This is a genomic window from Streptococcus troglodytae (assembly GCF_002355215.1).
Taxonomy (GTDB): domain Bacteria; phylum Bacillota; class Bacilli; order Lactobacillales; family Streptococcaceae; genus Streptococcus; species Streptococcus troglodytae.
This window is the reverse complement of record NZ_AP014612.1, coordinates 1,612,092-1,634,139: the sequence shown is the minus strand read 5'-3', so window position 1 is coordinate 1,634,139 and position 22,048 is coordinate 1,612,092. Positions and strand designations below refer to the sequence as shown.

Annotated in this window: 16 protein-coding genes and 8 pseudogenes; 19 read left to right on the top strand and 5 right to left on the bottom strand. The window is 35.8% G+C overall.

Translation table 11 applies throughout. From position 1 onward, the window contains the following. Positions 1–17: 17 nt before the first annotated feature. Both SRT_RS07885 and SRT_RS07880 read left to right on the top strand, forming a co-directional pair. Positions 18–686 carry a fructose-6-phosphate aldolase gene (locus tag SRT_RS07885; protein WP_128833688.1) on the top strand — a complete coding sequence of 223 codons (669 nt, stop codon included), beginning with the start codon at positions 18–20 and terminating at the stop codon, positions 684–686. 37 nt (positions 687–723) lie between these two features. Further along, complete coding sequence (locus tag SRT_RS07880; RefSeq protein ID WP_161940071.1) at positions 724–1,815, top strand: glycerol dehydrogenase; 1,092 nt, start codon at positions 724–726, stop codon at positions 1,813–1,815. Between the two features lie 340 nt (positions 1,816–2,155). On the opposite strand, the pseudogene cysK reads toward SRT_RS07880, so the two are convergent. After that, positions 2,156–3,080: pseudogene (gene cysK / locus SRT_RS07875) on the bottom strand (cysteine synthase A). 90 nt (positions 3,081–3,170) lie between these two features. Continuing rightward, on the bottom strand, positions 3,171–3,800 hold the full coding sequence (locus SRT_RS07870; RefSeq protein WP_128833686.1) for a YigZ family protein: 630 nt from the start codon (positions 3,798–3,800) through the stop codon (positions 3,171–3,173). A gap of 72 nt (positions 3,801–3,872) precedes the next feature. On the opposite strand from SRT_RS07870, the gene SRT_RS07865 reads away from it, so the two are divergent. The 5 genes from SRT_RS07865 to SRT_RS07845 all read left to right on the top strand — a co-directional run bounded on the left by SRT_RS07865 (position 3,873) and on the right by SRT_RS07845 (position 9,405). Next, on the top strand, positions 3,873–5,174 hold the full coding sequence (locus SRT_RS07865; protein ID WP_128833685.1) for an ATP-dependent helicase ComFA: 1,302 nt from the start codon (positions 3,873–3,875) through the stop codon (positions 5,172–5,174). After that, positions 5,171–5,836 carry a ComFC family protein gene (locus tag SRT_RS07860; RefSeq protein WP_128833684.1) on the top strand — a complete coding sequence of 222 codons (666 nt, stop codon included), beginning with the start codon at positions 5,171–5,173 and terminating at the stop codon, positions 5,834–5,836. The genes SRT_RS07865 and SRT_RS07860 overlap by 4 nt, the downstream gene beginning before the upstream one ends. A gap of 78 nt (positions 5,837–5,914) precedes the next feature. Then, positions 5,915–6,463, top strand: coding sequence for a ribosome hibernation-promoting factor, HPF/YfiA family (gene hpf, locus SRT_RS07855; RefSeq protein ID WP_002263024.1), 549 nt, complete (start codon positions 5,915–5,917; stop codon positions 6,461–6,463). A 124-nt stretch (positions 6,464–6,587) separates the two neighbouring features. Beyond that, the gene (locus SRT_RS07850) at positions 6,588–7,682 is read left to right on the top strand and encodes a hypothetical protein (RefSeq protein ID WP_128833683.1); all 1,095 of its coding nucleotides are present in this window, start codon (positions 6,588–6,590) and stop codon (positions 7,680–7,682) included. Between the two features lie 19 nt (positions 7,683–7,701). Beyond that, positions 7,702–9,405 carry a zinc ribbon domain-containing protein gene (locus SRT_RS07845; protein ID WP_128833682.1) on the top strand — a complete coding sequence of 568 codons (1,704 nt, stop codon included), beginning with the start codon at positions 7,702–7,704 and terminating at the stop codon, positions 9,403–9,405. 76 nt (positions 9,406–9,481) lie between these two features. Here SRT_RS07845 and SRT_RS07840 read toward each other — a convergent pair whose 3' ends face one another. Next, complete coding sequence (locus SRT_RS07840) at positions 9,482–10,129, bottom strand: hypothetical protein (protein WP_128833681.1); 648 nt, start codon at positions 10,127–10,129, stop codon at positions 9,482–9,484. 271 nt (positions 10,130–10,400) lie between these two features. Here SRT_RS07840 and SRT_RS07835 point away from each other — a divergent pair. The 4 genes and pseudogenes from SRT_RS07835 to SRT_RS07820 all read left to right on the top strand — a co-directional run bounded on the left by SRT_RS07835 (position 10,401) and on the right by SRT_RS07820 (position 14,186). Further along, positions 10,401–11,178, top strand: a pseudogene (locus SRT_RS07835) (DpnI domain-containing protein). 291 nt (positions 11,179–11,469) lie between these two features. Continuing rightward, the gene (gene sppR / locus SRT_RS07830) at positions 11,470–12,216 is read left to right on the top strand and encodes a sugar-phosphate phosphatase transcriptional regulator SppR (RefSeq protein WP_128833680.1); all 747 of its coding nucleotides are present in this window, start codon (positions 11,470–11,472) and stop codon (positions 12,214–12,216) included. An 11-nt stretch (positions 12,217–12,227) separates the two neighbouring features. Continuing rightward, a complete protein-coding gene (gene sppA, locus SRT_RS07825) occupies positions 12,228–13,052 on the top strand; it encodes a fructose-phosphate phosphohydrolase SppA (protein WP_128833679.1) in 825 nt (274 codons plus the stop codon). Between the two features lie 68 nt (positions 13,053–13,120). Beyond that, positions 13,121–14,186 (top strand): annotated as a pseudogene (locus tag SRT_RS07820) (MmcQ/YjbR family DNA-binding protein). A 72-nt stretch (positions 14,187–14,258) separates the two neighbouring features. On the opposite strand, the gene SRT_RS07815 reads toward SRT_RS07820, so the two are convergent. Together SRT_RS07815 and SRT_RS07810 are read right to left on the bottom strand one after the other, a co-directional pair. Beyond that, positions 14,259–14,894 carry a hypothetical protein gene (locus SRT_RS07815; protein WP_128833678.1) on the bottom strand — a complete coding sequence of 212 codons (636 nt, stop codon included), beginning with the start codon at positions 14,892–14,894 and terminating at the stop codon, positions 14,259–14,261. 105 nt (positions 14,895–14,999) lie between these two features. Next, positions 15,000–15,441, bottom strand: a pseudogene (locus tag SRT_RS07810) (hypothetical protein); the annotation flags it as partial. Between the two features lie 239 nt (positions 15,442–15,680). Between SRT_RS07810 and SRT_RS07805 the strand changes: the two are divergent. The 8 genes and pseudogenes from SRT_RS07805 (at position 15,681) to sepM (ending at position 21,993) form a co-directional block, all read left to right on the top strand. Then, a complete protein-coding gene (locus SRT_RS07805) occupies positions 15,681–15,884 on the top strand; it encodes a hypothetical protein (protein ID WP_128833677.1) in 204 nt (67 codons plus the stop codon). Positions 15,885–15,924: 40 nt separating this feature from the next. Continuing rightward, positions 15,925–16,122 (top strand): annotated as a pseudogene (locus SRT_RS11390) (hypothetical protein); the annotation flags it as partial. A gap of 511 nt (positions 16,123–16,633) precedes the next feature. Further along, positions 16,634–16,735, top strand: a pseudogene (locus SRT_RS11420) (bacteriocin-type signal sequence); the annotation flags it as partial. A gap of 185 nt (positions 16,736–16,920) precedes the next feature. Beyond that, the gene (locus tag SRT_RS07790; RefSeq protein ID WP_128833676.1) at positions 16,921–17,487 is read left to right on the top strand and encodes a TetR/AcrR family transcriptional regulator; all 567 of its coding nucleotides are present in this window, start codon (positions 16,921–16,923) and stop codon (positions 17,485–17,487) included. A gap of 119 nt (positions 17,488–17,606) precedes the next feature. Next, positions 17,607–19,382, top strand: coding sequence for an oleate hydratase (locus SRT_RS07785; RefSeq protein ID WP_128833675.1), 1,776 nt, complete (start codon positions 17,607–17,609; stop codon positions 19,380–19,382). A 565-nt stretch (positions 19,383–19,947) separates the two neighbouring features. Beyond that, positions 19,948–20,487 (top strand): 16S rRNA (guanine(966)-N(2))-methyltransferase RsmD, encoded by a 540-nt coding sequence (gene rsmD, locus SRT_RS07780; RefSeq protein WP_128833674.1) that lies wholly within the window; start codon positions 19,948–19,950, stop codon positions 20,485–20,487. Further along, positions 20,477–20,893: pseudogene (gene coaD / locus SRT_RS10870) on the top strand (pantetheine-phosphate adenylyltransferase); the annotation flags it as partial. The gene rsmD and the pseudogene coaD, both read left to right, overlap by 11 nt. Positions 20,894–20,941: 48 nt before the next feature. Further along, positions 20,942–21,993: pseudogene (gene sepM / locus SRT_RS07775) on the top strand (S16 family serine protease SepM). The last annotated feature ends 55 nt before the right edge of the window (positions 21,994–22,048 follow it).

Here is a 22,048-nt window from a genome sequence, read left to right as displayed (position 1 = left end):
AAAAAGAGGAAAAGAAAATGGAATTTATGCTTGACACACTCAATTTAGCAGACATTGAAAAATGGGCAGCCATCCTACCATTAGCTGGGGTAACTTCTAACCCATCAATTGCTAAAAAAGAAGGGGAAATTGATTTTTTTGAGCAAGTGAAGAAGGTTCGTGCCATTATTGGTGAAGAACCAAGTATTCATGCACAGGTGGTTGCAGCAGATGTGGAAGGGATTATCAAAGATGCCCGTAAACTTCGAGTTGAACTTGGCGGCAATCTCTATGTTAAAGTACCTGTCTCTCCAGCTGGTTTGACAGCGATGAAGCAACTAAAAAAAGAAGGCTTTCAAATCACTGCTACAGCTATCTATACAGTCTTTCAAGGTCTTTTAGCCATTGAAGCTGGTGCTGATTATCTTGCTCCTTACTATAATCGTATGGAAAATCTTAATACAGACCCAGTTGAGGTGATTGATCAGCTTGCTCAGGCTATTGAGCATCAACAAGCTTCTACAAAAATTTTGGCAGCAAGCTTTAAAAATGTTACTCAGGTTACTAAGGCTTTAGCAGCAGGTGCCCAAGCTGTCACGGTTGGTGCAGATATTTTTGCTGCTGGTTTTGCTAATTCATCCATCCAAAAAGCAGTAGCTGATTTTGCAGCAGATTGGGAAAGCACACAAGGGCGTCCTTATATTTAAAAAATAGAAGAACTTTACTTTAGAAGGAGGTTTCATGATGAAAATTTTTGCCAGCCCATCACGTTATATTCAGGGTGAAAAAGCTTTATTTGAAAATGCAAAAGCTATTATTAATTTAGGCTCTCATCCTATCCTTTTAACAGACAATGTCGTTTATGATATTGTTGGTAAACGTTTCGAAACTTATCTTAACCAAGAAGGATTGATAGTAGATCGTATAGCCTTTAATGGTGAAGCTTCAATAAACGAAATTGATCGCGTTGTTGCTATAGCTAAAGAAAAAGGAAATGATTTAATTATTGGTCTTGGTGGGGGAAAGACGATTGACAGTGCCAAAGCCATTGCTGATTTATTAGAGATACCTGTTATTATTGCTCCTACAGTTGCTTCGACAGATGCTCCCACATCAGCCTTATCCGTTATCTATACTGACCAAGGTACTTTTGAAAAATACATTTTCTATTCAAAAAATCCAGATCTTGTTTTAGTAGATACTGAAGTCATCAGTAAATCTCCAGCCATTCTATTGGCTTCGGGAATTGCAGATGGACTTGCTACTTGGGTAGAAGCAAGAGCTGTGCTTCAAAAAAATGGGCAAACAATGACTGGTGCAGGGCAAACTTTAGCTAGCCTTGCTATTGCTAAAGCCTGTGAGCGTACTTTATTTGCAGATGGCCTACAAGCATTAGCAGCTTGTGAAGCAAAAGTAGTGACAAAAGCACTTGAAAATGTTGTAGAGGCCAATACTTTATTGAGCGGTTTGGGGTTTGAAAGTGCAGGTTTAGCTGCAGCTCATGCTATTCATAATGGTTTTACAGCTTTAGAAGGAGCTATTCATCATCTGACACATGGTCAAAAAGTTACTTATGGAACCTTAGCGCAACTCTTTCTTGAAAATCGTCCAAAAGAAGAAATTGACAAGTATATTCATTTTTATAGAGCGATTGGCATGCCAACGACTTTAGAAGAAATGCATTTGGGAGATGCTGACTATTGTGAACTTCTAAAGGTTGGTCAACAGGCTACAATTGAAGGTGAGACGATTCATCAAATGCCGTTTACAATTAAGGCAAGCGATGTTGCCAATGCACTCTTAGCAGTAGATCAGTACACTAGATCATTAAAATAATAAACGAAATATTTACCAATCAATGGCACTGGCACTGAAGACGAAAAAGAAAAGATTAAATGAAATAACTTTCTGACAAGCAGATAGTGATATAATAAAAGTTTGAGAGAATAACCTGATTTCTAAATGCAAGAGGAGTCAGGTTATTTTTATGTTGGAAAACATTTGAGGTAGACTAATTTCGAGTTTTTGGATATAAGAAAGCTCCCTTTCTTGTGTTTTAACGAAGTTTTGTTCTTCGCTGTTCACAGTAAAGGGAGTTGATAAATGACACTCTTTTGTGTTGCTTTTCTTTCTGTTCAACTTTGAAAGTCAATACGACATAAATGTTATAGGCTTCTTAGTCAAATTCATAAAGTGCGGTTGAAAGATAACGTTCACCATTATCCGGTGCAATAGCCAAGACTTTTTACCTTTGCCGAGTTTTTAGCGACTTCAAGCGCAGCCCACACTGCAGCAGAAGCGGAAATACCAAGTAGGAATCCTTCCTTACCGCCGAAGTAGCGACCAGTAGCCAAAGCATCATCAGATTTAACACGGATCACTTCGTCATAAGAATGAGTATCTAATGCAGCTGGGATAAAACCTGTTGAGATACCTTGGATTTTATGGGGCCCCGGTTTGTCGCCTGACAAAACAGCAGATTCATCAGCTTCCAATCCATAGATTTTAATATCAGGATTGTCTTTTTTTAGGACATGTGAAATCCCAGTAATCGTACCACCAGTGCCAATACCAGCAACGACAGCATCAAGTCCATGTGAACCAAATGCTTCCAAAATTTCAGGGCCTGTTGTCAATTCGTGAATTTTGGGATTGGCTGGATTGTCAAATTGAAGAGGCACCCAACCACCAACTTCTTTAGCGATCTCGTGAGCTTTATCAATGGCACCCTTAGTACCAGCACTTCCTGGTGTCAAGACAAGTTTAGCACCATAAGCTTGTATAATTTTACGACGTTCAACGCTCATTGTTTCAGGCATTGTAATGATGACATTGTAGCCTTTGGCAGCACCGACCCATGAAAGTCCAATACCCGTATTACCACTCGTTGGTTCGACAATAGTATCTCCAGGTTTGATGAGACCACGTTTTTCAGCGTCTTCAATCATGCTTAAAGCAATACGATCTTTAACGGATGAACCAGGGTTGAAAGCCTCAAGTTTAACATAAACATCAGCTGCATCTTCGGGAACAACATTATTAAGTTTTACAATAGGCGTATTGCCAATCAATTCAGTAATGTTGTTATAAATTTTTACCATGATGATACCTCACAAATTAAATATATCTCCAGTATAAGCTGAAAAATGGGCTTTGTAAAATATAAATTCTTTATCGCCGTGATAAAAAAATCATATCACAGGAACTTCAATGATCTGGCTGCCAACGACATGACTTTTAAATTTTCCTTGATAAAACTCAGTGAGCTGGTCAAGGGTGGTTTCAATATCTTTCTTATCCACATAAATAGTGGTGCTGACATTCACTGAAAAATCGAGATCATGTTCTTGCAGTTGATGTTCTTTCAAGAAATTAGCAAAGGTCTGATATTGTGGATAGGTTAATTCCAACCGCAAACCTGTCTGCTTTTTGACTTCGACGATTCCTAAAGCTTTGAGTGTATTGGCAACTCCGCCCGAATAAGCTCGAATCAGTCCGCCTGTTCCTAATTTGATACCACCAAAATAACGTGTCACAACAAGGACAAGGTTTGTCAATTGATTTTTTTCGAGGACACTTAGCATAGGGATGCCTGCAGTTCCACTGGGCTCACCATCGTCACTGGAGCGTTTGATATAGCTGTTTTCACCAATAATCATAGCTGAGCATGAATGGCGAGCCTTGTAATGCTCTTTTTTGATTTGAGTAATAAAAGCACGTCCTTCTGCTTCATTAGTGATTCTTTTTGCCTGACAAATAAATCGTGATTTTTTAATGGTTTCTTCAGTACTGCCGTTTTTGGCGATTGTTCGATAGGTCATAGGAAAAGTGTACACATTTTTTTGAAAAGCTGCAAGTTAATTCTTCTTATTTGTTTACGAATAATAAAGGTGATGGAGAATTTAGAAAACTATTATGGTCGCCTCTTGACCGAAAATCAAATGAACAGCGATTTGAAAAAGCAAGCTAAAACTTTACCAGCTATGATAAAAAAGCCGTATTACTTTATCTGTAATCGTTGTGGCAGCCAGAACAATCTTGACAATACTCTACCGGATGGTTCTATCTATTGTCGAGCTTGTCTTGTTTTTGGACGTCTTACTAGTAGGGACAGCCTTTATTATTTTGAGCAAAAGCCTTTTCTAAAGGGTCAGGTCTTAAGGTGGCAAGGGGAATTAACCCCTTTTCAGAAGGAAGTTTCTGATGGTCTAAAGAAAGGTGTTTGCCATAAGGAAAATATGCTTATTCATGCCGTAACAGGTGCAGGCAAAACGGAGATGATTTATGAAACTCTGGCTAGTATTCTCAATCAAGGAGGTGTGGTTGCACTTGCTAGTCCCCGCATTGATGTCTGCATCGAATTGTATAAACGTTTAAGTCGTGACTTTTCTTGTCCTATCAGTCTTTTACATGGGGAATCAGAAGCTTATGAACGCAGTCCATTAGTGATTGCAACCACACATCAACTTCTGAAATTTTACCAAGCTTTTGATTTGTTAATTATTGATGAAGTAGATGCCTTTCCCTTTGTTGACAATAAGGTGCTCTATTATGCTGTAGATCATTGTCTGAAATCAGATGGTGTCAAAGTATTTTTGACCGCAACTTCAACTGACCAATTAGATAAACAGGTCAAACAAGGGCGACTTAAAAAACTGCACTTAGTCAGACGATTTCATGCCAATCCCTTAGTTATTCCCCAGCCTATTTGGTTAAATTTATCTCTTGAAAAATTACAAAAAGGCAAATTACCACGCTCTTTTTTGCAGCAAATAACAATTCAAAGACAGAGTCAATTCCCTCTTCTAATCTTTTTTCCAAATATTGAAGATGGTTTAACCTTTGCTAAGTCACTGCAAACTTATTTTCCAAATGAGAAAATTGATTTTGTTTCCAGCTTGACAATAGATCGTTTAGAAAAAGTCGAAAATTTTAGAAAAGGAAAAACACAAATTTTGGTTTCAACAACGATTTTGGAGAGAGGAGTAACCTTTCCTTGTGTAGATGTTTTTGTCATGGTGAGTAATCACTATCTGTTTACCAAAAGTTCTCTGGTACAGATTGCTGGTCGTGTAGGTCGCTCTGCCGATAGACCAGATGGGAAATTACTTTTCTTTCATAATGGGATGAATAGAGCCATGAAAAAAGCTATTATGGAAATCAAGGCTATGAACAAAAAAGGAGGTTTTACATGAATTGTCTCATTTGTCACTTGCCTTTTGAGAGTAAGTCTTATTTTTATTCTATTTTCTTCTTGAAAGCTTCAGGAGATTCTATTTGCCAACCTTGCTTTTCGAAATTTCAATTCATATCTGAAAAGCATTGCCCAAATTGTTATAAGGAGGGAGAAGGAGATATCTGTCAAGATTGCCACAAATGGCAAAATCTCAAAAAGGAGGTTCATCACAAGGCTCTCTTTTGTTACAATCAAGCTATGAAGGATTATTTCAGTGCCTACAAATTTCAAGGGGATTATCTTTTAAGAAAGGTCTTTATAAAACCTATTAAAGAAGCCTTAAGAGAGTATACTAATTATACTCTGGTTCCCATTCCACTTAGCTCTTCAAGTTTAGAAAATCGTGGTTTTAATCAAGTGCAAGCTTTTTTAGATGAGGCAAAATTGCCTTATCATGATTTATTAGGCAAAGAAGATGGTAGTGTAAAACAATCAAGCAAAACACGTCAAGAACGCCTAAAGACTCAACAAAACTTTTATTTAAGGAAACATAAAGAATTACCTGATAAAGTGATGCTAGTTGATGATATCTATACAACGGGTATGACAATTCAATTGGCCAGTCAATTATTGCGTGAAAATGGTGTGAAAACAATAGAGTCCTTTTCTTTAGCAAGGTAATAAAAAACTTGCAAATTTTCATGAAAGCGATATAATAGTAATGAAGAAAGCGCTTAAGCGCGAGAAAAGAGGTATCTTATGATTAAATATAGTATTCGTGGTGAAAACATCGAGGTAACAGATGCAATCCGTAACTATGTTGAGTCTAAACTCAAGAAGATTGAAAAGTATTTCAATGCTGAACAAGAGTTGGATGCACGTATCAATCTGAAAGTATATCGTGAGAAAACAGCCAAAGTTGAAGTTACTATTCCTCTTGCTCCCGTTACTCTTCGTGCAGAGGATGTTTCACAAGATATGTATGGCTCTATTGATTTAGTTGTTGATAAGATTGAACGTCAGATCCGTAAAAATAAAACTAAAATTGCTAAGAAACATCGTGAAAAGAAACCAGCGGCACATGTCTTTACGGCTGAATTTGAAGCAGAAGAGATGGAAGAGGCTCCAGCTATAAAGGTTGTCAGAACCAAAAACATCACTTTAAAACCTATGGACATCGAAGAAGCTCGTTTACAAATGGATCTTTTAGGTCACGATTTCTTCATCTACACAGATGCTAACGATAATACAACAAATGTTCTCTATCGTCGTGAAGATGGTAATTTGGGTCTTATTGAAGCAAAATAATAGAATTAATACTAATAAGTCAATCCATTAAGTGGGTTGGCTTTTTTAATAGCCTTGTCAGAGTAAGGTTCCCATGCTATAATTTATTTTGTAATATTTTTAATATTCAAAGAAGGAGATTGAAATGAATAAAGAGGATTGGTTGGATTATTTTGAAGCCATTAATGGTCGTGAGCCATCTGCTAAAGAGATTGCAGAGGCTTTAGCCACAGGAGAATTTCAAGATGGCGCTACTACAGACGTTTCTTTTGAAGAAAGCAGTAGTGACGACACAGTTGCTGAAGTTGTAGAAGAAAAAGAAGCTTCATCAGTTGAGACTGAGCCGATTGCTTATCCTAAAGAACAAACGCCCCTTGCTCATTCAAATAACACTGCTAACTCTAAGCAGCAGGTAGAACAGTTAAAAGAAAAGGGAAAAAATTATTTAAGTTGGTTTTTGGAAGGTTTGAAGCAACCTGTTGCTGAGTCTTCAAATAGTCAATTTATTTATGGTTTAATCACACTCTTTCTTGCTGCCGTTCTTTTGGCAGCTGGTCTGGTTAATTATGTCAATAGAATCTTTACTTCTATTATTAATATGACAGTCAGTGGTGAGAGTCTAAAGCTCAAAGAACCAGAGACTTTTTCTATGATTGAAGATGCCATTCGTACCAATTTTGGTTTTAGTAAAGTCATTGTTGTGACTCTCATTATTTTCCTAGCTTATGCCATTTTGGCTGTTTTGCCAGCATTCATTAACAAATTTGCTTCAAAATCTCAAGAGAATGTGACAGAATTGTTAGGAAAATATGTTGCTTATACACCATTGTTAGCAGTCATTAATTTTCTAATTTTGGTTGTCAGTTTTTTCACATCAGATAAATTAGTGGTTTCAAGTAAATATGCCTATCAAATTGCATCTTCATTTGAAACGGTTGCTTCTAGTCCCTCTGAAGGTTTGTCTTCTGTTTCTCGTTTAATCAAAGAAGTTCCAGCCATTCATTCTATTCAAACAGTATGTGTTTATTTAACGATTTTAAGTATTATTAGTTTAGCTATTTTATTGGTAGCTTTCTTAAAAAATATAAAGGTTTCTATTGGAGCTTTAAATAATTTCTATGTTACATTGATATCACTTCTTGTTTTTATCTTAATTATTTTCTTTATGGATAAATTGCTGCTATCAAATCTTTTACATGGATTAGATAGCCTCAAAGACTCTCTAGCAAAATTATTTTAGAACTGATTAGGATGAAATTATGGCAAGTAAAGAAAAATGGACAGAATTATTTGAAAAAGTTATTGGACGCAAACCAACTCCGCAAGAATTTCTTGAAGGAAAGAAGGGTTCCTTTGATTTAAAAGAAATTAAAAAAATTGCAGGAGTTGATAAAGCAGATGATTTGCAAGAATCATCTGCAGATGTTAAACAAGCAGTTTCAGGTAATTCTGCTACAGCAGCAAAGCAAGAGAATGACTCTTCAAAAGAGGAAATAAAATCTGCAGATAAGCCAGTTTCTACTAAAGTAGGTGATAAATCACCTAAGCAATTATGGGTAGAAGCCTTTGAAAAAACTGTTGGACGTCAGCCAACTCCCGAAGAATTTATAAGTGGTAGAAATCAAGATTTTGATTTAGCTAAAATAAGTCAATTGGTTGAAAAAGAGTCAGTTAGTAAAACATCAAATTTAGCTAAAGCACCTTTCACAAAAGGTAAAAAAATCCTCATCACACTTGGTCTGGTTTGCTTGTTAGCACTTGTTGTCGGTTATAGTTATGGAAATCAATATTTTTCTCGTGAAGCAGTTGCGCAGAGATATTTGAAAGTTGCTAATAGTAATTTTGATAAAGCTTTAGAATTTGAAGTGTGGAGCGATACGGAAAAGCCAATCAAAAAATCGGAATTAACCTATAGAGATTCTAAAGAAACCAGAACAGTTACAATGGATAAGCTTACCTCTGATGCTAGTCAGATGAAAAAAGTAGGCAATAAGTTTCTCATTTTCCCTGACTGGCGTGTAGCTATCAAACCAGCCTCAGCAAAGATTTCAATTAATACAAAAGGTCTTGATTTATTTATTAATGATAAAAGGGTCACAAAAACGGATAGTAATTCTTTTAGTCAAACAATATCTCGCTTATATCCTGGAACCTATAATTTTGTTGCTAAGGGAAATGTATCTGGACAAAAGGTTGAAGTTTCATCAGAAGAAAAACTAACCAATCATTCAACGGTTAACTTAAATGTTAAATATCTTAGTTTCAAAGTAAATAGCAATCTAACAGACGGTGATTTATATGTAGGTAGTCGCAAAATTGGAACCTTGAAAGATGGCAAATACAATGTGTCTAAGCTTGCTGTTACAGATACTTCAAAAATTTACGTTCAAAAGTCGTTTTCTGGCAAAGCATCATTAAAATCTGAAGTGCAATCGATAGAAGATGTCTATGATGGTGATACTATTACCTTGGATGCTAAGGGGGTTCTTGACCGTGATACTGCAGATTCATTGATTACACAAGCCTATTACAAATTGGATTCCTATGCTTCTTCTCATACAACACCTGATGATTTAGATGACATTTTTACAGGTGGTAATCATAACAATTTCTATTTAGATGTAAAAAATACTATAGATACTAATACGACCAATGCTAAAAATCGTAGTGCGGATTCAATTAACTTTAGTGATGTAGATGTTACTAAGGTAACACAGACAAGTCCGACAACTTATGCTGTTGAATTTACGGTTGTCTATGATTTCTATTATTCTTATAGTTCTGAACATAAATCATCAGGAAGCATTATTCAAAAACTCTCTTGGTCTGCGCTTGTTGAATATGTTGGTGATAATAAGAAAAATAGTAGTGGTAGTTACTCCTATAACTCTTATGAAGATTATCGCATAAGTTCTGACAATGGTAAATCAAGTGTTCTTAGTACAAAAAACACAGTTGACTAAAAATACTTTAATGGATTTTTCCATGAATCCATTAAAGTATTTTATTTTCTCTTAACAGTAAATTGTTCGTTTTTCTTTATTGCTTGTTTAATGACACTGGATAGGGATTGGGATGTGAATAATCAATTTCACCATCTACAGGACCGGTAAACATAATAGGTGTTAATTGTCCCCCTCTTAGGATGAAACCAGGCTGCATCTTTCCAAGCCCTCCTATACCTGTAACACCTGGTAAAAGAGCAGCTGAACTACCAGAGACAAATTCCCAAATATAGGTATCTGTATCGACTTTTCTAATACCACTAACAGTGGCGGTAACGTCATTTATATCAGAAGCAGGCTCAAAATTGGCTTGAGCACGCAATTGACCATTGGAAGAAACGGTAAAAGTTATTTCAGATGCTTGTGGACTTGACCCCTTGTAGGTGCCGACTAATTCTTGCGGAATGGGGAGGATCACACTAGGGTTACTTTGTTCTGCTTGTGATTGAGTTTGGTTTTGAGTCTGAGACTGTGCTTGGCTTGTTTGCTCAGTAGCTTTTCGACTACTTGTCATAACAGAAGAAGTGCTTGTTTGTGACTTTTTAGCATTTGTTTTACTTACCTTTACCCCTTCTTGCGGACTGTTTTCTTTTGCTGAATGAAGGTTAAACAAGAATAAAAACAAAGCGAGCATCAAAAGGATGAGAACTGTTAGAGCTATTTTTAATTTTTTAGGTGTCATAGTAATAGAAGTCTCCTTTTCTTTTTCTGTAACAATTATATTACGAATATTACGTATCGTCAAGATTTTATGAAATAATTTAATATTACAGAAATGTAAATCTTATCTTTCTTTCTATTTAATTATTTTTATAATAAAATCTAATCTGGAAATTTTTGTAGGAAAAATTAAGGAGTTAAGCTTATAATATTACATTTAGCAGATATCCTTATTGATCTTTCATAAGCTTTTCAGTATAATCAAGTGAAACTAACCTAAGGAGTATGCTAAAGTGAATTTGCTAATGGATACAGAAATTGCTGAGAATTATAGAAGTAATTCTCAGAAGATTAGAGTTATAACTGAAAATTGGGTATTACATAATTCTTATTGTCTAAATTGTGGAAATGACTATTTATCAGAATTTGAAAATAATCGACCAGTTGCCGATTTTTATTGTCAAACTTGTCGAGAAGAATTTGAATTGAAAAGTAAAAAGCCAAATTTTCTAACATCATTAATGATGGAGCTTACGATACAATGATAAATCGTCTAGAAGCTGAGAATAATCCTAATTTTTTCTTTCTTAATTATTCTAATGAAATGAAAGTGAATAATTTTATTATTATTCCTAAACACTTTTTTGCACCTAATATTATTATCAAAAGAAACCATTAGCATCTACTGCTAGAAGAGCTGGATGGGTTGGTTGTAACATTGATATCTCTACTGTTCCAAATGCTGGAAAAATTTACTTAGTAAGAAAAGGTGAAATTCTAGATAAGGAACAAATTCAATCCAATTTTAAAAAGACTTTATTTTTGAGAGATAAATCTAAGGATAATCGTGGATGGATCCTAGATGTTTTAAGTTGTGTGGATAGGTTACCAACAAAGGATTTTTCTTTAAAAGAAATGTATAACTTTGAAAACTATTTTAAGAATTTGCATCCAGATAATCATAATATTCAAGCTAAAATTAGACAGCAATTACAAATTTTAAGGGACAAAGGTCTAATTGAATTTATTGGCAGGGGAAGATATAGAAAAATACCAATTCAAGAAGTTTAATATTGCTATTAACAAGGTAAATTAAGTTTATCATTCTAACTAAGTAAGATTTTAAGAATAATATAAATTCTTGAAGCTGGATCATTACGTCTGGCTTTTTTAGTATATTTAAGAAGAAAAAGAACTTGTCAGTTCTATTTGTTAAGGAAGTTTTTGATTATAGAGTCTTTAAATAGTATTGAAATCTAAGGTTTTGTCAGTCTTTTTAAGATTTTTGTGCATAAAATACTTAAAAATACTTGTAATTGCTTAAAAAATATGTTACCATTAATTTATGAAAAGAGGCATGTTATGTATCAAGAACAAAGGTTGCAAAAAATTTTAGAATTGCTTGATAGGCAAGGACAACTATCTTCGAAAGAGGCTATTGAGTTGTTAGCTGTTTCGCGCGATACGATTCGTCGTGATTTTGCTCTTTTGACAGAGAGAAAGCAGGTTTTGCGGACACATGGTGGTATTTTACCTTTGCAGAAATCGCAAACGATTCTTTCCTTTGAAGAACGTCTTAATAACTTGATGAAAGAGAAAAATGAGATTGCTCAGAAGGCTTACCAATTGATTGCTGAAGGGCAGTTATATTTTTTTGATGTTTCAACATCTGTTCTCAAGCTGGCTCAGCTTATTGATAGGGACATTACGGTTTATTCGCATTCTTTAGATAATGCTTTGGTCTTGGCTCAGCATGAAACCGTTGACTTTCATTTGCTAGGCGGTCAGTTTCATCGTAAAAATCGTTTCTATTATGCTTTAAATGAAGCGGAATTGTTGAAAGATATTCATTTTGATGTGGCTATTATTGGTGCTGCCGGTCTTAAAGGAGGACAGGTTTCTTTTGAAGATGAGGCTGATACTTATTTAAAGAAACTAGTGCTAAAAAATGCTAAGATTAAAGTGCTGTTGGCTGAACAAGACAAGTTTGATAAGCAGTCTAATTATGTCTTGGCTGATATTAATGCCTTTGATTATTTTATTACAGATAAGAAACCCAGTAAGAGGATACAGGCAAGCTTGTCTGATAGTATCGAAATTATTTTTTAAAGGAGTTTGTTATGGCAAAGACAATTAAACTGGTTTTGAGTGATATTGATGGTACGATTTTAGATAATAACCATCAGGTAGACTCCCATTTGCGTGATACGATTACTGAGTTAAAAAAAGAATCTATTCCATTTGTTTTGGCTTCGGCTCGGTCGCCTCAAGGGATGTTTCCTATTGCGCAAGAACTTGATTTAGGAGCCAATCCCATCGCTTGTTACAATGGAGCTCTGATTGTTGAGGGAAATAAAGAACATTATCACACCTTAATTGAACACGGTCTCAGTAAAGCTGATGTTAAAAAAATAGTAGCTTTAATCAAGAAGCAGTTTCCGCATATTTCTATTAATTTTTATTCTGGTGGTGACTGGATTGTTGAAGAGATGGATCAATGGGTGCAGATTGAGGCTGATATTACTAAAGAGAGTCCTGATATTAGGAATTTAGATACCCTGCTAACAGATGACTCTATTCCTATTCACAAACTTCTCTTAATTGCCAATGCACAGGCTATTCAAGAATTCTTTACTTACCTTAAACAAGTGAATTTTGAGGATGCTTCTTTTTACCTTTCGAAAGACAATTATTTAGAAGTCACTTCCCGGTCCGTATCAAAGGAAAATGCCCTGCTTGAAATTGCAAAATATTATGATATTTCCTTATCCCAAACGATGACTATCGGGGATAATTACAATGATATTCCTATGCTGAAATTAGCAGGTTTGGGGGTGGCTATGGCCAATGCACCGCAGGCTGTTAAGAATGAAGCAGATATTGAAACGGTATCGAACAATGACAACGGTGTTTCCAAGGTAATTGAAGATCATGTTTTAATTTAAAACAGAAATCAAGTGGTTTTTGCTGCTTGATTTTTTGCTATAATAGGAGCTATAAGAAAGGAGCTTCTATGTCTTTTGAATCTGACTTTTTTAAGAAAAAACGCGTTCGTTTTGAGACCTTACTAGCCTTTGGTTTTGTTAAAATGGGGCAGGACTATATCTATAAGGAAAGTTTTATGGCAGGTGATTTTGAAGCTCAAGTTAAGATTTCTGAGTCTGGACAGGTGTCTGGTCGAGTACTGGATAGGGATACAGATGATGATTATCTTGCTTTGCGTGTCGAAAGACAAGTGGGAACTTTTGTTGGTCAGGTTCGACAAGCTTATACAGAAATTTTAAGTCGAATTGCAGAGGCTTGTTTTATCGATTGGCCATTTGTCAAAAATCAAACCAACCGTTTGGCCCAATATATTGCAGATAAATATGACGATGTTTATGATCACCCTTTTAGCAAATATCCAACTATTTCTTCCTATCGTCATCCGGTTAATCATAAGTGGTATGCACTGATTATGGCTATCGCGCGTGGTAAGTTGGACTTAGGAAAGGAAGAGTGGGAGAAAAAAGAATTGGAACAGCAGGTAGAAATCATCAATCTCAAAGTAAATCCTGCTGATATGACTAAATTACTCAGCATTTCTGGTATTTATCCTTCTTATCATATGAACAAGAAATCTTGGATTTCTCTTGTTTTAGATGAGCAGGTTCCTGATAATTTTCTTTTTTCTTTGGTGGACAATAGCAGAGCTCTGACTGCTGGAAGAGCTTTAGGAAATCCTGATGGGCCTGATTACTGGATTATTCCAGCTAATCTTAAATATTATGACATTGATGCCGAATTTGCAGACCACCAAATAGTTGATTGGTCTCAAAAAGCCAGCATTAAAACAGGTGATTATCTCTTTATTTACATTACAGCACCGACACGTGCCCTGCGCTATGCTTGTCGGGTAGTAGAAGCAGGTACAAAAGGATGGCATTCAGATAGAAAAAAGATGAGTCTAGAATTATTGAAAAAATATGAGGATGAGACATTTTCCCATCGAGCGTCTCAAAAAATATGGTGTCACCAATATTCGCGGTCCACGTCGCATGACTAAGGAACTCATTAATCAAATAAAGAAAAATTTATAAAAGCTTACAAAAATAGAAGTCTAGTATTGTTTACTCAGACTTCTATTAGAATACATTTTTATTTACAGACAGTTAAGGTTCTGTTAAAGAATGTCGTTTTCCTGCGGCTCTAGCCTCAGATTCTTTCATTTCAATAATGTTATTCCTATTGGTATTCCAAGGCATATGCTCTGTGCTGTACCAATAAACAGGTGATTTTCCGCCGCCGGTAACATAAACAGTCCGATCTTCTTGAGAAGATGCTGCACTTTCAGTCGTTTGCGCTTCTTTGGCAGCAATAGCATTTTCGACAAGATTAATTCTATTGATTAAATTCGCTTTAGTTCCTTCATCTGTAACGAGGTCAGTTTCATTTTTAGCATCTGCTATATTATCTCTGGATTGATGATCTTCTAAATACTTAACAGCTGTTTGTGCTTCTTTAATCGTAATCGCTTGCTTAACTAAATTAACCCGATGCTGAAGTTTTTCTTTTTTATTTGCATCTGATACCGTGTCAACTTTTTGCTGAGCCTTTGTTAAATTTTGTCTAGTCTGGTGATCTTCTAAGTTCTTAACAGCTTTTTCTGCTTTGTTAGTATCTGTAGTTGCTGCAGAAGCTACTGTGAGATTGAAAAGATGATTATCAGAATAAGATAATTGCGAATGCTGGCAACCTAAAGTTACAATAACTGCAATAATTAGCAATATTAATTTGTTCTTTTTCATGTTCCGATTAGAACCTCCTAAAAATAGATGTCATTATTATAACATAAATGTAAAGATATTGTAAATATCCCAAAAATTCTATTTACCATTAAAGAACAAGTCTATACCGTTATCTTTATGGACAATAAGCGGCGGCAGGAACTTCATCCCATCTAGGGAGCCGTCTTTAATAGCTTCAATCAAGAGCATATTGGCTTCCTTATTGGCCTTAGGGTAGACAAACTGAACTCGCTTTGGAGCCAGCTTGTACGTTTTCATTGTATCAAGGATTTCTAAAAAACGTTCTGGCCCATGCCCATATTAGCCAGCCGTTCTTGGAGTTCAATTTATAGGATATTAGCTTTAGTCTGAGTGGAGGCAAAGAGGCCGACTGTGCCGTTGCCGCTGCAGAGCTCAACAATCAGTCCTTTAGATGGAAACTTGGGAAAACGCGACAGTAAGACACTATCGACAGAGTAGCTGAAAACTTCCTTATTTGGATAATTTTTACATCGGTAGAAAAGAGCTGGTCAATGCGCTTTCCCTTAATCAGATTTTTCTTCGTCATGGAAATTATTATAGCATGATTAGATAGTGAAGAGAAGGTGAAGAAAAAGATAATAATTATCAGAAATTTTAGATTTTTTTCAAAAGGTTGCTATTCACATTAAATATTTCAAATCTCCTTGCATAAGCAAATTTTAAGCATTATAATGACCGCATAATTTTAAAAGAAGGAGAACCTTATGAACACGTTAACTTTAGATTCAATGGCTATGATATACAGATTGATTTAAAGGAGTTATTATGAAAAATCCCAGTAATGCTATCGTGATGTGTGGTTTGTATGCGAGTACTATAGTTATTATATTTTTTCTACGCAAAACAATAACAAATGAGAAGATAAAAATTTTTATTTCCCTTATTGGGCTAGTTTTCACCTTGTATATGTTGTTAAGGTATGGTAAAGATGCTCGTATAATGCTACAATACTTATTCACAAAAAAATAATTTTAATAGGGCTTAATTAGTACAATTGAAGAGATTTATAATAAATACACTAACATTAGATTCAATGGCATTTGACAATTTTGAAATTGCTAACAATGAATATCTTGCTACTACCGAAGGAGAAGGTTTAGGTTCGGCTCTCTGGGGTGGGACTGTTGAAGGACTTGATAAAGACTTTACTTGGGGAGCAGCAGGCGCCGAAATAGGTGGTGCGATTGGAGGAACTGTAGGCCTTGCACCATCAATACCTACTGGTGGTCTAAGTGTTGGAGCATGTGCAACTATTGGTGGAGGAATTGGTGCAGTGACAGGAGTTACTCTTGGTACAACTGTTGGCTTTATTGATGGATTTATCAAAAATTACTAGTATATTTTAAGGAGTTATGCTGAGCGGAATAGTTGAAGGAATGGTAGTAGGGACTGCCTGTGCGATCTCTGGTTCACAGCTTTAATTATTATTATGAAAAATTTTTTAAAAGGAAATTTTTTGATCCATTTAATCATTTTATTAGTCCTTGTTGCTGTTTGTTCACCAAACAAGCCTTTTCCTTTTGGTCAATCTGTGTTTATCTTACTGGCTTTAACGGTTTTAAGTATAATAATCATTTATTCACTCAAGTTTTTAACTTTTAGAAAAAAGTAGTCCATACTTAAATTTCCCCGTCTCCATCTTGGTGTCTGGGTCTTTTTGATAATGAGTCAAGACTGTTAGGGGTGGAGCGTTTGGATGTGATGTGACAGTGTGTACTTTTGCAGCAGCTGCCTTAGCAATAGGAGTTATTGCTATCAATGTGGGGCTTGCGGCAGGATATTGCTATAATAATAATGATGTCTTCGGAGACCAAAAATAGTAAGGGGAAATCGTTTTTAATTTATTGCAAGTGATGACGTTTAGCGGTATAATTAAGTCGTTCATTTGGATATCTCCTGTTCGTTTGATCACTAACAGCATAGTCCAATGGACTTTTTTGTGAACTACAAAATAAACTAGCACCACGGGTTAAAAATAATGTATTGAATTGAGGTTAGTTAATTCATGTCACAAACAACTAAAAAAGCTTTAGAGGACTCTCTCAAACATTTGTTGTTACAAAAGCCCTTGCCTAAGATTACAATTCGGGACATAACAGATGATTGCGGCATTAGCCGCATGACTTTTTATTATCATTTTAAGGATATTTATGACTTGATTGAATGGGTTTGTATTGAGAATGCTAGCCAAGCTTTAGGAGAGAATAAAGATTATGAGACATGGGAGGAAGGCTTGTTGCGAATTTTTAATGCCGTGATAGCCAATAAACCCTTTATCATGAATGTCTATCATTCAGTTAGCAGGGAGCAGATTGAAACTTACCTTTATACTTTAACCTATGATTTAATGATCAATGTTGTTAATGAAAAAGCTAAGGGACTGAAAGTCAATGATGAAGAAAAGGATTTTATTGCGGACTTTTATAAATTTGCTCTTGTCGGTTTGATGTTGGATTGGATTAGAAAGGATATGAAAGAAGATCCTCGTATCATCGTGAAACACTTGGATTCTTTAGTGCATGGCAATATTGTAACAGCGCTTCATCACTATGATAAGACTAATGACCAATAATGAAAAATATTTGAACAAAAAGCTAGTTTTGATAAATTTTTAATCAACTTGCTTTTTTGTTTATTGTTTTTGAGATGAAGGTTTTCTACAATAAAGGTAAGTTTTATGGAGGTATCAGAATGTATTATTCAAGTGGAAATTATGAAGCTTTTGCTCGCCCTAGAAAACCTGCAGGTGTTGAACACAAATCGGCTTATATTATTGGTTCTGGTTTGGCCGCTCTGTCTGCTGCCTGTTTTCTAGTTCGCGATGGACAAATGCCCGGTAAACAAGTGCATATTTTGGAAAAAGATTCCATTCCTGGCGGTGCTTGTGATGGTTATCAATACAGTGATATTGGTTATGTGATGCGTGGCGGTCGTGAGATGGACAATCATTTTGAATGTATGTGGGACTTATTTCGTTCAATTCCGTCTATTGAAACGGAAGGCGTAAGTGTTCTTGATGAATATTACTGGCTCAATAAAGCAGACCCCAACTATTCACTTTGCCGTGCAACGAAAAAGCAAGGACAAGATGCCCATACTGATAAAAGATTTACCTTGTCCGATAAAGGGGCCAAAGAGATTATGCATTTATTCTTCACACCAGATGAAGACTTATATAATAAACGTATTAACGAAGTTTTTGATGGTGAAGTCTTTGATTCTAATTTCTGGCTTTATTGGCGGACGATGTTTGCTTTTGAAAATTGGCATTCTGCCCTAGAAATGAAACTTTATCTGAAGCGCTTCATTCATCATATTAGCGGCTTGCCTGATTTTACGGCTTTACGCTTCACAAAGTACAATCAATACGAATCGATGATTTTGCCAATGATCAAATATCTTGAGTCATTTGGGGTTGTATTTCACTACAATACTAAGGTGGTTAATATTACATTTGATATTCAAAAAGATAAAAAAGCAGCTAAAAGTATCGCAGTGATTCGTGATGGCCAAGGCGAAAAAATTGACTTGACAGAAAATGATCTAGTTTTTATTACAAATGGCGGCTGTGTAGAAAATTCAAGCTATGGCAGTCAGGATAAAGCGGCAGTCTTTAATTGTGAGATTCGTGAAGGCGGTGGCTGGGATATGTGGCGTCAAATTGCTAAGCAAGCCCCTTCTTTTGGGCATCCTGATAAATTCTGCTACGATCCTGAGCGGACAAATTGGATGAGCGCAACCGTGACAACTTTGGATGATAAGATTCCGCCGTACATTCAGGAAATTTGTAAACGGAATCCATTCTCAGGAAAGATCGTGACAGGCGGTATTGTCACTGTTCGTGATTCTAACTGGTTAATGAGCTGGACCATCAATCGTCAGCCGCAATTCCGTAACCAACCTAAAGATCAGCTGGTTGTTTGGGTTTATGCGCTCTTTTCTGATAAAGAAGGAGATTATATTAAAAAACCAATGAGGGATTGTACGGGAAAAGAAATATGCGCAGAATGGCTCTATCATTTAGGTGTTCCTCTATCAGAAATTGATGAAATGGCTAAAAAAAGTGCTAAGACTGTTCCTTGTATGATGCCCTATATTACAGCTTTCTTTATGCCAAGAGAAAAGGGAGATCGTCCAGATGTAGTTCCACAAGGTGCTGTTAATTTTGCCTTTTTAGGACAATTTGCAGAAACGCAAAGAGATACAATTTTTACAACGGAATATTCTATTCGGACAGGGATGGAAGCTGTTTATACTTTGTTGAATGTGGATCGCGGTGTTCCAGAAGTTTGGGGAAGCACTTATGATATCCGTGATCTTTTGCATGCAGCAGTTGCCCTTCGTGATGGCAAAAAGATTACAGATATGAAATTGAGTTTATCTGAAAAGATTGCACTAAAAGAATTATTGAAAAAGACTAAGGGGACAGATCTTGAAAAATTACTGAAAGATTATCATCTTGTTTAAGTTGGACTTATGTTTAGTACAAAAACATTTTATGATCAATGGAGATTAGGATTATTGTATTCTAATCTCTTTTGTTATCATAAAGGTTTAGTTATAATAATTTATACTGATTTAAAATCAAAGTACAATCTAGTTTGCCTTGCATTATACTTTGCTCAAGTGAGAACAGACAGCGACCTCCTAGGAAATTTCATAACTGGATATTAAGTCTGCCGATCTCAATATCTCCAACTTATATAAGTTTTGATCACGGCACAACGTATTTAGTTAGTAAGGGGAGTATTTTACAAGCGATTGCATTTTAAATGTTGTTGAGTCTTAAACTAAACCGAATCGAACAATTAATTCGATGGACCGAGAGTGGTTGGCTGATACTGATAGACTCTTAATACTGTTACTTAGAATGGTAAAAAGAAATAATGACAGGACTATTAAACATGCTGAATGTATGAAAGTCCTTATTATAAGCTGCTTTTAATCTGATGGCAAACTCTTTTGGTTTTTTAATAGTTACTTAATTATTTGCCAGTACGAAATTGTTATACTTTTTGATATAATGGAAAGTATGAGAATTATTTCCGGTAATTATGGCGGCCGTCCTTTAAAAACCTTGGAAGGTAAGATAACCCGTCCGACATCAGACAAGGTTAGAGGTGCTGTTTTTAATATGATTGGTCCTTACTTTAATGGCGGTCGTGTCTTGGACCTTTTTGCAGGCAGTGGGGGTCTTTCTATTGAAGCGATTTCAAGAGGGATGACTGAGGCAGTCTTGGTGGAAAAGAATCGCAGAGCTCAAGCTGTTATTGAAGCTAATATCAGGATGACTAAAGAAGGAAATAAATTCCGACTGTTAAAAATGGATGCAGCGCGTGCTCTGACAAATTTAAATCAACAGTTTGACTTGATTTTCTTAGATCCACCATACGCAAAAGAAGTAATTGTGAAAAACATTAAGGAACTCTGTCAGCGAAAGCTTCTGTCTGAGGAAGTTATGGTTGTCTGTGAAACGGATAAAGCGGTTGAGCTGCCAGAAGAAGTTGCAGAATTAAGCATTTGGAAACAAAAAATTTATGGGATTTCTAAGGTAACGGTTTATGTCAGATAGAATTGGACTCTTTGCAGGTTCTTTTGATCCTGTGACAAATGGACATGTGGATATTATTCGTCGTGCTAGCGGACTTTTTGATAAGCTTTATGTTGGGCTTTTTTATAATAAAGATAAGACGGGCTTGTTTGAACCTGCTAGGCGGCAAATTATGCTAAAAGAGGCACTGGGTGATTTAAAAAATGTTGAAGTCGTTGCAGCTCGAGATAGTTTAGCAGTTGATATTGCCAGACAGCATCAGGTTACACATTTAGTTAGAGGGCTAAGAAATGCGCAAGATTTGGAGTATGAAGCTAATCTCGCCTTTTTCAATAGTCAATTAGCTCAAGAAATTGAAACTGTTTTTTTATTAACAGCTTTAGACTATCGTTATTTCAGTTCTAGTCGGATACGCGAGCTTATTCATTTTGGGGCAGACATTAGTCCTTATGTTCCGCAGGGAGTTGTAAAAGAAGTGGAGAAAAAATGTGAAAACAAACAAAAATTTAAATGGTGGCTAATCAGCGGTATCAGTCTTATTTTGCTTTTAATGGTACTCTTTTTTCCTCTTCCTTACTATTTAGAAATGCCCGGCGGAGCTTATGATATTCGTTCTGTTGTGACAGTTAATCATAAAAAAGATAAAGAGAAGGGGTCTTATAATTTTGTAGCTGTCTCTCTTAGTAAGGCAACCCCTATAAAAGTCCTCTATGCTTGGCTGACCCCTTTTACAGAAATTACCAGTGCCAAGGAAACAACTGGTGGTGTTAGTGATGCGGATTATATGCGGATTAATCAGTTCTATATGGAGACCTCACAAAATGGAGCTATCTATGAAGCTCTTACTTTAGCTCATAAAAAGGCAAACTTTAATTATATGGGTGTTTATGTTTTGCAGGTTAGTAAGAATTCAACTTTCAAGGGTGTTTTAAATATTGCTGACACTGTAACAGGTGTTAATGACAAGACCTTTCATAGTTCGAAAGAATTGATTAAATATGTGTCTGGATTGAAATTAAGCAGCAAGGTCAGTGTTCAATATACTTCTGAAAATAAGAAGAAAACTGCTAAGGGCAAGGTCATTAAATTATCAAATGGCAAAAATGGTATTGGCATTGGCTTGGTTGATCATACCAAGGTCACTTCTGATGATAAAATCGAATTTAGCACAAATGGTATTGGAGGGCCAAGTGCCGGTCTCATGTTTACCCTTGATATTTACGATCAACTAGTGAAAGAGGACTTATGTAAGGGTCGTATTATTGCAGGTACTGGCACTATTGGAGAAGATGGGACTGTCGGGGATATTGGCGGTGCTGATATGAAAGTGGCCGCAGCAGATAGGATTAATGCAGATATCTTTTTTGTTCCCAACAATCCTGTGAGTAAGGCAACTTTGAAAAAAATCCCAAAGCTGTCACTAATTATCAAGAAGCTAAACAGGCTGCTAAAAAATTAGGGACTAAGATGAAGATTGTTCCTGTTAAAAATGTGCAGGAGGCTATTGATTACCTAAGAAAGCATTAATAAAAAGGTTCTAGAATTTCTAGGACTTTGAACTGCACCCCAAAAGTTAGACAGA

Excerpts from the sequence above, each read along its gene's own strand:
- SRT_RS07885 (WP_128833688.1), top strand. The coding sequence starts at position 18 with ATGGAATTTATGCTTGACACACTCAATTTAGCAGACATTGAAAAATGG.
- SRT_RS07880 (WP_161940071.1), top strand. The coding sequence starts at position 724 with ATGAAAATTTTTGCCAGCCCATCACGTTATATTCAGGGTGAAAAAGCT.
- SRT_RS07870 (WP_128833686.1), bottom strand. The coding sequence starts at position 3,800 with ATGACCTATCGAACAATCGCCAAAAACGGCAGTACTGAAGAAACCATT.
- SRT_RS07865 (WP_128833685.1), top strand. The coding sequence starts at position 3,873 with ATGGAGAATTTAGAAAACTATTATGGTCGCCTCTTGACCGAAAATCAA.
- SRT_RS07860 (WP_128833684.1), top strand. The coding sequence starts at position 5,171 with ATGAATTGTCTCATTTGTCACTTGCCTTTTGAGAGTAAGTCTTATTTT.
- hpf (WP_002263024.1), top strand. The coding sequence starts at position 5,915 with ATGATTAAATATAGTATTCGTGGTGAAAACATCGAGGTAACAGATGCA.
- SRT_RS07850 (WP_128833683.1), top strand. The coding sequence starts at position 6,588 with ATGAATAAAGAGGATTGGTTGGATTATTTTGAAGCCATTAATGGTCGT.
- SRT_RS07845 (WP_128833682.1), top strand. The coding sequence starts at position 7,702 with ATGGCAAGTAAAGAAAAATGGACAGAATTATTTGAAAAAGTTATTGGA.
- SRT_RS07840 (WP_128833681.1), bottom strand. The coding sequence starts at position 10,129 with ATGACACCTAAAAAATTAAAAATAGCTCTAACAGTTCTCATCCTTTTG.
- sppR (WP_128833680.1), top strand. The coding sequence starts at position 11,470 with ATGTATCAAGAACAAAGGTTGCAAAAAATTTTAGAATTGCTTGATAGG.
- sppA (WP_128833679.1), top strand. The coding sequence starts at position 12,228 with ATGGCAAAGACAATTAAACTGGTTTTGAGTGATATTGATGGTACGATT.
- SRT_RS07815 (WP_128833678.1), bottom strand. The coding sequence starts at position 14,894 with ATGAAAAAGAACAAATTAATATTGCTAATTATTGCAGTTATTGTAACT.
- SRT_RS07805 (WP_128833677.1), top strand. The coding sequence starts at position 15,681 with ATGAAAAATCCCAGTAATGCTATCGTGATGTGTGGTTTGTATGCGAGT.
- SRT_RS07790 (WP_128833676.1), top strand. The coding sequence starts at position 16,921 with ATGTCACAAACAACTAAAAAAGCTTTAGAGGACTCTCTCAAACATTTG.
- SRT_RS07785 (WP_128833675.1), top strand. The coding sequence starts at position 17,607 with ATGTATTATTCAAGTGGAAATTATGAAGCTTTTGCTCGCCCTAGAAAA.
- rsmD (WP_128833674.1), top strand. The coding sequence starts at position 19,948 with ATGAGAATTATTTCCGGTAATTATGGCGGCCGTCCTTTAAAAACCTTG.